The sequence below is a fragment of the Caballeronia sp. HLA56 genome, from assembly GCF_054655155.1.
In genome coordinates this window covers 638,796-652,024 of sequence record NZ_BAAHOB010000004.1, presented here as the reverse complement: position 1 = coordinate 652,024, position 13,229 = coordinate 638,796, and the positions used below count along the sequence as shown (strand labels likewise).

Genomic DNA, 13,229 nt, shown 5'->3' with positions numbered 1-13,229 from the left:
TTGAGGCAACGAGCCTAGCTCGGTAACAAAAAACCTGAGTCAATGCGGCGGCCGCAGTAGTTGACGCCATACACAAGATCATCGATATGCGCCCGATTGAGCTTGGGAAGGCGGTCAAAGTCGAATGACTCGAGTGTCTTTCCTAGCGCAAAGCCGGCACGCAGGATGCGCGCGCCCAATTTCTTCTGGTCTCGCCGCGCGACTTCATCATGCAGCAGCATGGCGAGGAATTCGGTGTACGCAAGTTTGCCGTCGATCGCCTGTCGGTTGCGCTGTTCGAGCGAGTCGAGCACACCTGACAGGCGAAGTTGTTTGAGGGTCGTGTTCAGTTCGGGACTTGGATTCATGATGTTCAATGCAGAAGGAGGGAGTTGAGATCTCGACCGAAACGACCGCCACTCAAGTAGGTATCGGTGAGCGTTTGCGGGGCCGCGGCCACCGGCTCGCTGTCGAGTCCTTTGTCGAGGATGCCTTTGACGGTGCGGTAGTTCGGACTTGCAAACGCTAGGGCGCGATCACAAGCGGCATTCAGCCGCTGGTCGCCCACCTTCTCGCGCAGTCGCAAGATGCCCTGGACACCGCGCAGGTTCACAAGCACCTGGTCGTTAAATAGCGCGAGGGCGACCGCGAGACAGGCGGGCCCGATCTCTCTGGCACGAGTCAGACACCACTGCGGATCGTGCTCGAGCCATGCCTGTGCGGCCGGTGGCTGATGGTCTCGCACCGTATGACGATCGCCGGGCTTGCGCAGGCGTGGATGCGTTGCAACCAGGCCGTGCTGGTGGAACAATTGCACTACGGTGTCGGTGGCCTTAAGCCATAGATCCTTACCGACCAGCGTGAACGGTACCGAGTACAAGGCCTTGCGGTACACAACATGGCCGTCGCTATGCACGCTGACCTGCTTCCACATGGCTAGCACAGGCGGCACGTCGGGAAGTGCCGCGAGCAGTGGCTTCTCGACGGCAAAGCGTGCTAGCGGCTGCTCGTGGGGCGTGCCGTGCTTGCGGATGCTGGCTTCCTGCATGATCCATTCGTGTAACTGTCGATTCGCGTCGCTTAGATCGCGAAACGTGCGCAGCGGTACGAAGGACTTCTTCACATATTTGACGCCCGATTCCACAATTCCCTTTTTTGCGGGGTCGTGCGGCGGACAAGCGTCAACCCGAAAACCGTATGCCTCGGCAAGCGATGCGTAGGAGCGTTGTACTTCGGGGCTGTACATACACGCTTTAATGATCGCGCACTTCGCGTTGTCTATGATTACGCGCTCTGGGTGGCCACCGAACCATTCAAAGGTACGACGGTGGCAAGCCAGCCACGTCTCAACCGTCTGGTCGAACACAATCTCAGCATACTGATGCCTAGACCAGCACAACGTCGCCACATAGATCCACGTCTTGAGTGGAGCTCCGGATTCGTGAATCAATACGGGTCCGGCGCCGAAATCAACTCGCATCGCTTCGGCCGGAGCGAAATCCAGAATCGTCGTGGCGGCGACGCCTCGCTCGGCTTTCAAGTGGATCAGGAAACGACGCATCGCGGAGTAGCTGCCGGTGTAGCCGTGATTGCGTTTGAGCGCGCCGTACATGGTCGTGCCTTGCACACCGGCGTCGAACCAGCTGCGGATCAGGTCGCGAAATGGCTCGAGCGTTGAGATGCAACTGCGAGCTACGCCCGGATCGCGTCCAAATATGCCTGCGAGCTCCGCATCGTCCGGTAGCGGCCGGTCCAGCTCCAGCCAGCCCCGCTCGAGCGCCAACTTACGCACGCCCTTGAGTTTGCCGCGGCCCATAAGCCGCGCGCCAGCAATGTCGCGATCTGAATCACCTTGACGCATGCGCGTTAAAACTTGTCGATATTCAAACACTGAAGCGCACCGGGTTTTCCGGAGACCTTTACTCCTGAGAGAATAGAGTCATGGAAAACCTCGACAAAGCAAAACGGAAGACGGCGCCGAAATATTCGGCGGAAGTGCGTGAGCGCGCGGTTCGTATGGTGTTCGAGCATCGTGCGGAGTACGCGACGCAATGGGAAGCAATCCAGTCGATTGCCGCCAAGATGGGTTGCTCACGCGAAACGTTAAGAAACTGGGTTCGTCAGGCTGAGAGCGATCGTGGTCTGCGCGCGGGCCCCAAGACGCAGGAGCAGGACCGCATCCGCGAGCTTGAACGTGAAGTCCGGGAACTGCGTCAGGCCAATGAAATCCTGCGCAAGGCCTCGGCATATTTCGCACAGGCGGAGCTCGACCGCCGACCGAAGTGATGATTGCCTTCATTGACGATCACCGGTCGGCGTATGGGGTCGAGCCGATCTGCAGGGTGCTGCCGATCGCCCCGTCGACGTATTACCTTCATTTGTCTCGACGCGCTGATCCGCGTCGGCTGCCGCCGCGCGCGCAGCGCGATGCACTGCTGTGTCAGCATATCCGGCGTGTATGGGAAGAGAACTTTCGGGTATATGGTGCGCGCAAGGTTTGGCGGCAGCTATTGCGCGAAGGATTCAAGCTCGCACGGTGTACTGTCGAGCGACTGATGAAGCGGCTCGGGCTGCAAGGTGTGCGGCGCGGCAGATCGATTCGAACCACCGTCAGCGAGCGAAACACACCGTGCCCGCTTGATCACGTCCAGCGGCAGTTCAAAGCGTCAAGGCCGAACGCGCTGTGGGTGTCAGATTTCACCTTCGTGGCCACCTGGCAAGGCTTCGCTTATGTTGCCTTCATCGTTGATGTGTTCGCGCGACGCATCGTAGGCTGGAGAGTGTCAAGCTCAGCGCGTACTGACTTCGTGTTGGACGCGCTGGAGCAGGCGGTACATGAGCGCCGACCAGCCGAAAGTAACCGTTTGGTACATCATTCGGACCGCGGGTCGCAATACGTTTCAATTCGGTATACGGAGCGTCTAGCCGAAGCAGGAATCGAACCGTCAGTCGGCAGCGTCGGAGATTCATACGATAACGCACTCGCCGAAACGATCAACGGCCTTTACAAGGCAGACGTTATTCATCGTCGCGGACCATGGCGTAACGTGCAGGCGGTTGAACTCGCCACGCTTGAATGGGTGGACTGGTTTAATCACCGACGCCTGCTTGAGCCGATCGGCAACATCCCACCGGCCGAAGCGGAAGCCCGCTACTATGAACGAATCGCTGGAATGCCGATGGCAGCGTAACTCCAGCAAAAACGTCTCCGAAATTCCAGGTGCGCTTCAATTTATTGAAAGCGCGGCGCGAGATCAAGTCGCACTACCCGAGTGTCTTGACGACTACGTCGATGCTGTAACGCAGTACGAGTGGTAGACGTCTTTGTTGATGAGCTCGATCTAGTAGGCCTTGGGTTTGAGCGAGCCACACCCTCTTTGGTGGGCAGGCCAGCCTATCATCCTGACCTGCCCCGGTAACTTGAGACCGAATTGATCTAGGATAACGGCGCATCCATACGGAGCGCGTCATGAAGAAGAGTCGATACAGCGATGAGCAGATTGTTCGGATCTTGCGGGAGGCGGACAGTGCGCCGATTGCCGAGGTGGCAAAGCGACACGGTGTCAGCGACGCGTCGATTTACGCGTGGCGCAAGCGATTTGGCGAAATGGTCAGTGACGACGTCAAGCGATTGAAGGCGTTAGAGCTCGAGAACAACCGACTGAAGAAGCTCGTGGCGGAGCGTGACCTGGAAATCGAGGTCATGAGGGAGATTTCCGCAAAAAAATGGTAAGCGCACAGGCACGCCGCGAGCAAGCCCGCTATGCCATTTCGCGCGGGCTGAGCCAACGACGTGCGTGTGCGCTGATTCACGTCAGTCGCGCCAATCTCGGTTACATCAGCCTCATGCCGGGCAAGAACGGCCCGATCGTGGAGATGATGCGACGCCTCTCGGGTGATTATCCCCGCTTCGGCTCGCGGCGCATCCGCATCATGCTGGGCCGCGAAGGGATCGTCATCGGCAAGGAGCGGTGCAGCCGGTTGTGGGCGCAAGCCGGTCTTCAAGTGCCTCGCAAACGACGCCGACGCCGCGTTGCCGGTTCGCGTCCTCGACCGCTTGCTCCGAGCGCTCGCAACGCCGTATGGAGTTACGATTTCGTCTTTGACGCGTGTGCCAACGGCCAGCAACTGAAGTGTCTGACGGTCGTCGACGAGTACACGCGTGAATGTTTGGCCATAGATGTGTCTGGCTCGATCCGATCGGCCAGAGTCATTGAGGTGCTGAGCAAGCTAATCAGCGTTCACGGCGCGCCACGCTATATGCGAAGCGACAACGGCCCCGAATTCGTCAGCGCAGCGTTGCTCAAGTGGGTGGTATCGGAGAAGATCGAATCGGCGTTAATCGATCCCGGCAAGCCATGGCAGAACGGCACGAACGAAAGCTTCAACGGTAAATTCCGTGACGAATGTCTTGCTATGGAATGGTTTCGCAATCGGATTGAAGCCAAGATCGTGATTGACGACTGGCGACGGCATTACAACGAGGTTCGACCGCATTCGAGCTTGAACTACGACACGCCGCTGGCGTATCGCCAGCGCTTAGAAACCAATTCAACCCAAGCCGTTATTGCTAGAACGCAGTGGTCTTAGAAAAACGGGCAGGTCAATCCATCGACCTTGCTCAAGCTTTACATCTACGGGTACTTGAATCGAATTCAATCAAGTCGCCGCCTCGAGCGGGAAGCACGAAGGAATCTAGAATTGATCTGGCTGACGGGCCGACTGGTGCCTGACTTCAAGACCATCGCTGACTTCCATAAGGATAACGGCGTTGCGATCCGCAAAGTGTGCCGCGAGTTCGTGTTGCTTTGCCGTCGGTTGAGGCTATTCGCAGACGCTACCGTTGCTATCGACGGCAGCAAATTTAAGGCGATCAACAACCGTGACAAGAATTTCACTGACCGCAAACTTCAGGCTCGCATGGAGAAACTCGGACAAAGCGTTGCTCGCTATATGGATGAACTGGACCGGGCCGATCGAGAGCCAGCGAGCCTGCCGGATGAACGCATTCCTCACTTGAAAGAGAAGATCCAGAGTCTCAAAGCGCAAGTGCAGAAACTCGGTGAGATTGAGACGCGGATGCGCGCAGCGCCCGATGGCCAAATCTCGCTAACGGATCCGGACGCTCGCTCAATGGCAACCAGTGGGCGCGGCACGGGAATGGTTGGCTACAACGTACAGACCGCTGTAGACCTCAAGAGTCACATGATCGTTGCACATGACGTCGTCAACGTTGGACATGACCGAACGCAGTTGGCGAGAATGGCGGAAATGGCGCGGGACGCTATCGGCAAAAAGAAGGTGACCGTGCTTGCCGATCGCGGCTACTACAAGAGCGACGAAATTCTTCGCTGCGAGAAGCAAGGAATTAGGACACTCGTCCCCAAACCGCTGACATCGAACAGCAAGGCAGACGGTCGTTTCGACAAGCGAGATTTCGTTTACATTGAGACTGAAGATGAGTACCGCTGCCCAGCGGGAGAAAGAGCTATTTGGCGCTTCAAGACGGTCGAGGCGGGACTGACGATTCACAAATACTGGCCGTCAGCATGTCCAAGTTGCAAGCTCAAGCCGCAATGCACTCCGAGCCCCTATCGAAGGATAGCGAGATGGGAACATGAGAAGGTACTTGACGACATGCAGCGTCGCCTCGATAAGAGTCCACAGGCTGCAAGACTACGACGACAGACGGTCGAGCGCCCGTTCGGAACACTCAAGTTCTGGATGGGCTCGGCGCACTTCTTGACGAAAACGCTTCCTCGGGTGCGAACCGAGATGAGCCTTCACATCTTGGCGTACAACGTAAAGCGAGCAATCAGTATTCTGGGTACGTCGTCGCTGATCGAAGCGATAAGAACATAAGAACAAGCGGCGTGCCGCCTTGATCGGAAGCGAGGCGAATTTTCTTTTGTGACCGCACTTATTCGATCGTCCGTCGATTGACCGGGTACATCCGTGTGCTCGCCAAGGTGCTTCTCTTGTTTTCGCACAACCTCGACCCGAAGCGGACGGTAATGTCAGGCACATATCCGTCGCTATAGGACCCGTAAACGGTCATACGAGGTGATGCGCCCACCCTGAAAAAACATCAAATGATGTGCAACCGACTGTTCATTTCGCGTTTCTGCCACGGAGCGTGGGCCGCACGCGATTTAGATGGGGGATCACGATTCGCTATTCCATGTGCGCAATCGACTCCTTTGAAAACGCACACTGAAGAGCGGGTGCATCACGACAACTGAGCGCGAACAGCGCAATCGCCGCGACAACCGCCGGAACCGACAGAAGCATGAACACCGCACCGAACGACAGTCCCATGCTCATCATCACCCCGCCTGTCAACGCGCCGGCAACAGCTCCCATGCGGCCGACGCCAAGCATCCACGCCACACCGGTTGCGCGGCTCTGCGTCGGGTAGAAGGCGGCGGCCAGCGCCGAAATGGACGTGACCGCGCTCGTAACCGCCGTGCCGGTCAGGAAGATCAGCAACGCGAGCCACGCACGGTCCAACACGCCACTGCCGATGACCAGCACCAGTGCCGCCGACAACACGTAGGCGCACGCATTGACTCGGCGCGGATTGGCGCGATCCATCACCCAGCCGAGACACAGGTTGCCGAGAATGCCGCCGAGCGGAAACAACGAGGTCGTGAGCGCCGCCCCATGGGCGGTGAAGCCCGCGTCCTTGAACAGCGTCGGAAGCCAGTTGGTGAGGAGGTAATAGATCATCAGGCCCGTGAAGTAGGCGAGCCAGAGCATCGCGGTTCCGAAGCGGTACGGTTGCGAGACGATCAGCGACACCGACGACTTCGCCTTCGCCAGCGTCGAATCGCGCGTGTCGGCCGCGACAAAACGGAGCGCAGCGCTATCGTTCAGACGCGGGTCGTCGGAGATACGGCGCAGCACGCGTGCGATCTGCTCGGCCGGGCGCTTTTTCACGACCATGAATTGCGCGGATTCGGGCAACAACGCAATCAGCAAGACCGCCAGCACGAGCGGGCCGACCCCGCCGGTCACAAGCACGCTTTGCCAGCCGAAATGCGGAATGAGCCACGCCGCGCTCAAGCCGCCGATCGACAGCCCCGCGGAGAAGCCGCAGAACATCGTATTGACGGTGATGGCGCGGATGCGGGCGGGCGCGTATTCGGACATCAGCGTAACCGCATTCGGCATGGCCGCGCCCAGTCCGAGCCCGGTCAGAAAGCGCCAGGCCGTGAGCGATTCGATGGAACCCGCGTGCGCCGACGCAAGACTCCAGACGCCGAAGAAAAACACCGACAACACGAGCACCGCCTTGCGTCCGATCCGGTCCGCCGCCGGCCCGGCCGCGAGCGCGCCGATACCCAGGCCAATGAGCGCCGCGCTCATCACCGGTCCGAGCGCCGCGCGCGGGATGCCCCATTCGCCGACCAGCGAAGGCGCGATGAAGCCCACCGCCGCCGTATCGAAACCATCGGCGGCGACGACCAGAAAGCAAAGGATCAACACGATCCATTGATACGGCGAAAAGCGTTCGTTATCGATAAAGCTCTGGACTTCGAGGCTGTGCGTTTTCATTGCGGCTTGTCTCCGATGATTCGTTTATAAGGTCGATGAACAAGGCAGGCGGTCTTCTATGAGCCGTCATGCCGCGCCCGATGCGTGCCAGCCGCCATCCGCACTAAGCACGGCGCCGGTGACATAACTCGCCGCATCGGAGGCGAGAAACAGAATGGCCTGCGCGATTTCGTCGGGATGCGCGAGGCGTCCCATCGGCGTGCGGCGTTCGATGGACGGCAGGTCAATCTGCCCGTTCGCGACGAGCTTCTGCGCCAGTTCGGTCGCGACATAACCCGGCGCGACCGCATTCACCCGAATTCCGTCGCGGGCCCATTCGCATGCCATCGAGCGCGTCATCGCGGCGATGCCCGCCTTGGCCGCGCCGTAGGCGTTACGCTGCGGAATGCCCGCGAGCCCCGCGATGGAACAGAGATTCACGATGGCGCCCGAGCCTTGCGCGAGCATCGTCTTGGCGGCTTCGCGGCTGGCGAGGAACGTGCCACGAAGATGAACGCCGAGCAGCGCATCGAAAGCCTGCACGCTTTGTTCGACGGTCGGCTTCGCCTGTTCGCCGATACCCGCGTTGTTCACCAGCACGTCGAGCCGTCCGCAGGCGCGTTCGACCTGGCCGATCATCGCGACGACATCCGCTTCAGACGACACGTCCGCACCGAGCGCGAGATGTCCCGCGCCGCCGAGTGCTTCCACCCGCAGACGCGCTGCATCGCGATGCAGGTCCGCAATCGCCACGCGATACCCTTGCGCGGCGAACGCGTGGGCCGCCGCCCAGCCGATTCCGCTCGCCCCGCCCGTGACGAGCGCGACGCGTCGTTGTCCTTCATCCATCGACCTTCTCCTTTGATGAACTAGCGCACCGCCGCCGACAGACTCGCGAACTCGACGCGCCGAATGATGCGGCTCTCCTGCGCCACGATCAGATGCGCGGACGCCTGCAAATACACGGGCCACTCGGGATCGTCGTCGCGTGCGGTGCGGCGCCTGTCGTAATCCGCGATGCTCTCGTAGCCCCACAGATGCACGACCTGATTCAGCGCGCCGATGTCGCTCATGTAAAAGCCGACCGGCGCGCCCAGATACTTGAGCTGGATGGGCATGGCAAGACGGTCGAACACGTCGATGAATTCGGCCATGCCGCGCGGCCTGATCGTGTAGATGCGGTGATCGACGAAGGGCTTGTTGCTCATGCCACGCTCCTCAGTTCGCCGATGCTGTCGCGTTTTTTCACGCGGCTTGCCAGATGCAATCCGGTGAGATAGCCGAAGGTCATGATCGGACCGAGCGTGATTCCGGCGCCGGGATAGTTGCCGCCCATGACGCTCGCGCGGTCGTTGCCGACGGCATACAGACCGGCGATCGGCTCCGAGCCTTTCAGCACTCGTCCGTGTGTGTCGGTGGCGATGCCATCGAAAGTGCCGAGATCGCCCATCACGAGCTTGAGGGCGTAGTACGGCCCTTCGCCGACCGGCGCGACGCACGGATTCGGCGCGTGCGCGGCGTCGCCCAAATAACGGTTGAACGAGGTCGTGCCGCGTCCGAAAGCGCGGTCGTGTCCGCCCGATGCGTCGTGGTTGTACTCGCGCACGGTGGCCTCCAGCGCCGGGCCGTCGATGCCTGCGCGCTGCGCGAGTTCGGCGAGCGTGCGGCCCTTCACGAGATAGCCGTTCTTCAGATGAGGCGTCAGGGGCAAGGGCGCGGGCTTCGCGAATCCGAGTCCGTACTTGCGAATGGTCGCGTGATCGCAGACGAGCCACATCGCGGTTTCGCGCTCGTTGCAACACGCGTCGATCATCGCCGCGCCGACATCGTGATAGGAGTTCGACTCGTTGGTGAAACGCACGCCGCAACGCGTCACGCCGATTACACCCGGCTTGTAGCGATCGAGCAGATGCGGAAACACGCCGTAACTGCCGTCCTTCATCGGCACGCGCGAAACGAGCATCCACGCGGCGGGCTGCGGATATCGAAGATCGACTCGACCGCCCACGCGCTCGGCCATGCGCGCACCGTCGCCCGTATTGCCTTGCGGAACCGGCGACACATGCTCGCCGCCGCGCCGCACATGCGGATACGCTAACGCGATGCGCGCGAGATCGTGAGAAAAACCACCGCATGCGAGCACGACACCACGACGCGCAGTGATCCGCCGCGCTTGCCCGTGTGCTTCGACGACCGCTCCACTCACCCTGCCCTGCGCGGCGATCAGTTCCTTCGCGCCGGTATTGGTGTGGATCGGAATGCCGAGATCGAGCGCGGACTTCGCAAGCCGTGCGGCAAGCGCGTTGCCACTCGTCACTTGCACGCCGCGCTTGAAGAGCACGAGTTCTTTGATATGGCTCGCCAGCCGCTTCGCGACATACCATGCCGAAGCGAGAGACTTCGTCGCGTTGAAGAAGTGCTTGAGATCCGCGCTGGACGAATTGAACATCATGCCGATGAACGTGATCGTCTTGAGAGGCGGACGCAGCCGCTCGATATCCGCGCCGAGCGCGCGTGCATCGAAAGGCTTCGCCACGATGGAGCGGCCGACATCGACCCCGCCCGGTGCGTCGGGATGATAGTCGGGATACAGCGTCGGCAGAAACTCGACCGACGTTTCGCGCTCGAAGAACTCAACCATGCGCGGAGCGTTGTCGAGAAACGCATCGACCGCGTCCCGATCGAACATCGGGCCGGTTTCATGTTGCAGGTATTCCAGCGCGGCAGCACGCGTGTCTTCGATGCCCGCGCACTTCGCGTGGCGATTGCCGGGAATCCACAGCACGCCGCCGGAAAACGCGGTGGTGCCGCCGAAATACGCTTCTTTCTCCACGACGATCACGTCGAGGCCCTGCTTTTTAGCGGTGATGGCGGTGGCAAGACCGCCTGCGCCGGAGCCGATCACGAGCACGTCGCAAGCGAGATCGGACGACCCTTTTACGGTAGTCATCATCGTGTCCTTGATAAGTAAGCCGGGCGCGGCGGCGCCCGGGAGATGACGCGCTATGCTGCGCGTCTGGCCTCGAAGCCGGGGCGCGGCACGAGGTCCATCAACATGCACTCGAAGCGACGTTGTCAGGTTGGAGAGCCGGTCACGTAAGATGGCGTGATGAAGAACTCAAAATCGCTCTATCGCGGTCACCGTTTTCCGGCCGAAGTCATCAGTTGCGCCGTGCGTTGGTATTTCCGCTTCCAGTTGAGCCTGCGCGACATTGAGGAGTTGCTCTATGAGCGCGGTGTGATCGTGACTTACGAGACGATCCGATGCTGGTGCGATAAATTTGGCAAGGGCTTTGCCCACCGGGTGAAAGCAGCGCGACGCAAACCAGGTAGCACATGGCACCTCGACGAGATGTTCGTCACGCTACGTGGAGAGCCGTACCTGTTGTGGCGTGCGGTGGACGAGCATGGCGCCGAACTCGACATCCTGGTGCAAGAGCGGCGAGACAAGGCCGCCGCCAAAGAACCTGTCCGCATTTTTGTGTGCGAGGCGGTTAGCGGAGTCACCCGAGTGCGTTGGTAAAACGCTCTCCAAACAGGATGGCAAACTGGTTCATCGCGGACGACCAGTCGAACGCCGCGCGTACTGACTTTGCCAGCACGTTGCGCAATGCCAGCCACAGCAGCTTGATGGCGGCCTCGTCATTGGGGAAGTGGCCGCGTGTCTTGATGATCTTGCGTAGTTGCATGTTCAGACTCTCAATGGCGTTTGTGGTGTAGACGACACGGCGTATGTCCGGCGGAAACACGAAGAACGGTGTGACGTTCTCCCACGCCCGTCGCCACGACTGCACGATAGTCGGATACTTCGCACCCCACGGGCCTTCGGCGAAGGCCTCCAGGGCCTGCTGAGCGGCCTGTTCACTCGCGGCGGCATAGACCGGGCGCAGCGCTGCGGCCACGCTCTTGCGGTCCTTGTAGCTGGCGTACTCCAGACTGTTGCGGATCAGATGCACGATGCAGGTCTGCACGGCCGTACGCGGGTACGCCGTGCCAATCGCCTCAGCCAGTCCCTTCAGGCCGTCGACCACCGCGATCAGGATGTCCTGGCAGCCCCGGGTCTTCAGTTCGTTGAACACTTTCAGCCAGAACTTCGCACCTTCGGTCTGTTCGATCCACAGGCCGAGCACATCGCGCTGGCCGTCGGCCTGAATGCCCAGCGCCAGATACACCGCCTTGTTGCTCACCACGCCGTCGCCACGGATCTTCACACGCAGCGCGTCGAAGAACACCACCGGGTACATCGGCTCAAGCGGACGGCTTTGCCAGGCGAGCGCTTCAGCCATGACTTCGTCGGTGACCGAGCTGATGAAATCGGGCGAAACCTCGGTGCCATAGGCTTCGGCCAGAAACGCCTGGATCTCGCGCACACTCATGCCGCGCGCGTACATGGCGATGATGCGCTCGTCGAAACCGGTAAAACGGCGCTCGTGTTTCGGAATCAGGATGGGTTCAAAACTGCCGTCACGATCACGCGGCAGATCGACCCTGAGCGGGCCATAATCGGTGATGAGCGTCTTGCCGCTGGCGCCGTTACGTTCGTTGTCCTGGCCGTCGGGTTTCGGCTGCCCCGCCAGGTAGCCCAGATGCATCTTCATCTCGGCGCCCATCGCGCGCTCGATGAGTGCCTTGTTGAACGCCAGCATCAGGTCCTGGACCTCGGTGGGCGTCATCGGGCCTTTGACCAGGTCATCCAGCAGACCTTCCGGAAGGGCAGGTAGCGGCCCTCGGGCCGCTGCCTGAGAAGCGACGGTGCGTTTCTTCTTCATCGGCATATCCATGACTTTTACCTCACCTCTCATAATATGCCTCGCCCACAGAATTACGGATAGGTCCAATGCACGCGGCAATTTGTTCGAACTCGCGCTTTCACCTAAACAAGATATTGGGCCGTGTGGCCCCGTCCGGGTCATAGAGTGGTTCGAATCGGAAATCGCGTCTGGCAGGCGCGGTGCGGAGCATAAGGGAGAAGAGAGCTGGCCCACTATCGGGTTCGCCGATATCGAGTCAGCAAAAGCGCTGTTGGGGCAGGTACGGCTGATACGCAAGGGCTTGTTAGACCCTCGCAAAAGCGCCCAACAATCCGCGAGCGCCAAGGAACTTCAGGACGAAACTGTTGCAACACCAGTGCATCTGAGTTCAGATGCAAGCGCGTTGCTCCTCCGCTTCAACGAGTTGGTACGCGAAATTCCCGAAACAACTGAAGCGTTGCGTTTAGAGCGCAAACGAATCGGGCAAGACCTACTCCGTGCGTTTCGTCTGCGTACCTGTGGAGGCCGCTGCGCAGTGACAGGTCTATCGGTCTCGACGCTCCTGCGTGTTTCGCACATCAAGCCGTGGGCGCGCGCCACTGATACCGAAAGACTCAATCCCGCCAACGCACTGCTATTGGCGCCTCATCTAGATGCTGTGTTCGATAGAGGCTTTGCGACGTTCAGCGATTCTGGACACTTAGTTTTGTCAAACAGGTTGAGCGGCTTGGACCGTGAACAACTTGGGCTGTCAGAGGGCGGATTATTGACGCAGGCTACGGATGAGCAAACGGCATTTCTGGCATGGCATCGAGAAAACGTCTTCATTGGCTGACGTCAGGGGGAGTCGTTGCAGTCCGGGTGCTTCGTGCGAAGAACCGCCATCTCAGAGAGGGTGTGGTCTTTCGACGGACGTGCACGCGCTGAAACGTCTCGTTATCTATGCACTTGTACCCGCCGTAT

Annotated in this window: 9 protein-coding genes, 4 pseudogenes and 1 other annotated feature; of the genes and pseudogenes, 6 read left to right on the top strand and 7 right to left on the bottom strand. The window is 60.0% G+C overall.

Features of this window, described 5'->3' with window-relative positions; all coding sequences use genetic code 11:
- Nucleotides 1-65: 65 nt before the first annotated feature.
- Nucleotides 66-347, bottom strand: a pseudogene (locus ACYQ47_RS19055) (ATP-binding protein); the annotation flags it as partial.
- Nucleotides 348-352: 5 nt separating this feature from the next.
- Nucleotides 353-1,870, bottom strand: a complete 1,518-nt coding sequence (gene istA / locus ACYQ47_RS19050; protein ID WP_459906447.1) for an IS21 family transposase — start codon at nt 1,868-1,870, stop codon at nt 353-355.
- A gap of 50 nt (nt 1,871-1,920) precedes the next feature.
- Between istA and ACYQ47_RS19045 the strand changes: the two genes are divergently transcribed.
- From ACYQ47_RS19045 to ACYQ47_RS19030, 4 genes and pseudogenes are all read left to right on the top strand, one after another.
- A protein-coding gene (locus ACYQ47_RS19045; protein ID WP_459906407.1) for an IS3 family transposase occupies nt 1,921-3,170 on the top strand; the annotation gives its coding sequence in 2 pieces (ribosomal slippage) (nt 1,921-2,236 and nt 2,236-3,170; 1,251 coding nt in all).
- Nucleotides 2,223-2,339, top strand: a sequence feature (AL1L pseudoknot). It overlaps the preceding gene by 117 nt.
- A gap of 22 nt (nt 3,171-3,192) precedes the next feature.
- Nucleotides 3,193-3,383 (top strand): annotated as a pseudogene (locus tag ACYQ47_RS19040) (IS5/IS1182 family transposase); the annotation flags it as partial.
- A gap of 65 nt (nt 3,384-3,448) precedes the next feature.
- A protein-coding gene (locus ACYQ47_RS19035; protein ID WP_310391523.1) for an IS3 family transposase occupies nt 3,449-4,569 on the top strand; the annotation gives its coding sequence in 2 pieces (ribosomal slippage) (nt 3,449-3,707 and nt 3,707-4,569; 1,122 coding nt in all).
- 15 nt (nt 4,570-4,584) lie between these two features.
- Nucleotides 4,585-5,841: pseudogene (locus ACYQ47_RS19030) on the top strand (IS1182 family transposase); the annotation flags it as partial.
- Nucleotides 5,842-6,153: 312 nt separating this feature from the next.
- Here ACYQ47_RS19030 and ACYQ47_RS19025 read toward each other — a convergent pair.
- The 4 genes from ACYQ47_RS19025 to ACYQ47_RS19010 form a co-directional block, all read right to left on the bottom strand.
- Nucleotides 6,154-7,536 carry an MFS transporter gene (locus ACYQ47_RS19025; RefSeq protein WP_459906446.1) on the bottom strand — a complete coding sequence of 461 codons (1,383 nt, stop codon included), beginning with the start codon at nt 7,534-7,536 and terminating at the stop codon, nt 6,154-6,156.
- Nucleotides 7,537-7,602: 66 nt separating this feature from the next.
- A complete protein-coding gene (locus tag ACYQ47_RS19020) occupies nt 7,603-8,364 on the bottom strand; it encodes an SDR family NAD(P)-dependent oxidoreductase (RefSeq protein ID WP_459906445.1) in 762 nt (253 codons plus the stop codon).
- 20 nt (nt 8,365-8,384) lie between these two features.
- Nucleotides 8,385-8,723 carry an NIPSNAP family protein gene (locus tag ACYQ47_RS19015; RefSeq protein ID WP_459906444.1) on the bottom strand — a complete coding sequence of 113 codons (339 nt, stop codon included), beginning with the start codon at nt 8,721-8,723 and terminating at the stop codon, nt 8,385-8,387.
- Entirely contained in the window at nt 8,720-10,468 is a 1,749-nt protein-coding gene (locus ACYQ47_RS19010) for an FAD-dependent oxidoreductase (RefSeq protein WP_459906443.1), read from the bottom strand. Before ACYQ47_RS19010 ends, ACYQ47_RS19015 begins: the two co-directional genes overlap by 4 nt.
- Nucleotides 10,469-10,624: 156 nt before the next feature.
- On the opposite strand from ACYQ47_RS19010, the pseudogene ACYQ47_RS19005 reads away from it, so the two are divergent.
- A pseudogene (locus tag ACYQ47_RS19005) lies at nt 10,625-10,978 on the top strand (IS6 family transposase); the annotation flags it as partial.
- Nucleotides 10,979-11,018: 40 nt separating this feature from the next.
- Here ACYQ47_RS19005 and ACYQ47_RS19000 read toward each other — a convergent pair.
- Nucleotides 11,019-12,290: an IS256 family transposase gene (locus tag ACYQ47_RS19000; RefSeq protein ID WP_459906521.1), complete on the bottom strand. Its 1,272-nt coding sequence runs from the start codon at nt 12,288-12,290 to the stop codon at nt 11,019-11,021.
- A 76-nt stretch (nt 12,291-12,366) separates the two neighbouring features.
- On the opposite strand from ACYQ47_RS19000, the gene ACYQ47_RS18995 reads away from it, so the two are divergent.
- Nucleotides 12,367-13,101, top strand: a complete 735-nt coding sequence (locus ACYQ47_RS18995) for an HNH endonuclease (RefSeq protein ID WP_459906442.1) — start codon at nt 12,367-12,369, stop codon at nt 13,099-13,101.
- The last annotated feature ends 128 nt before the right edge of the window (nt 13,102-13,229 follow it).

What these genes read in the sequence shown, in the direction of transcription:
- ACYQ47_RS19025 (WP_459906446.1), bottom strand. Translation starts at nt 7,536, where the DNA reads ATGAAAACGCACAGCCTCGAAGTCCAGAGCTTTATCGATAACGAACGC.
- ACYQ47_RS19020 (WP_459906445.1), bottom strand. Translation starts at nt 8,364, where the DNA reads ATGGATGAAGGACAACGACGCGTCGCGCTCGTCACGGGCGGGGCGAGC.
- ACYQ47_RS19015 (WP_459906444.1), bottom strand. Translation starts at nt 8,723, where the DNA reads ATGAGCAACAAGCCCTTCGTCGATCACCGCATCTACACGATCAGGCCG.
- ACYQ47_RS19010 (WP_459906443.1), bottom strand. Translation starts at nt 10,468, where the DNA reads ATGATGACTACCGTAAAAGGGTCGTCCGATCTCGCTTGCGACGTGCTC.
- ACYQ47_RS19000 (WP_459906521.1), bottom strand. Translation starts at nt 12,290, where the DNA reads ATGCCGATGAAGAAGAAACGCACCGTCGCTTCTCAGGCAGCGGCCCGA.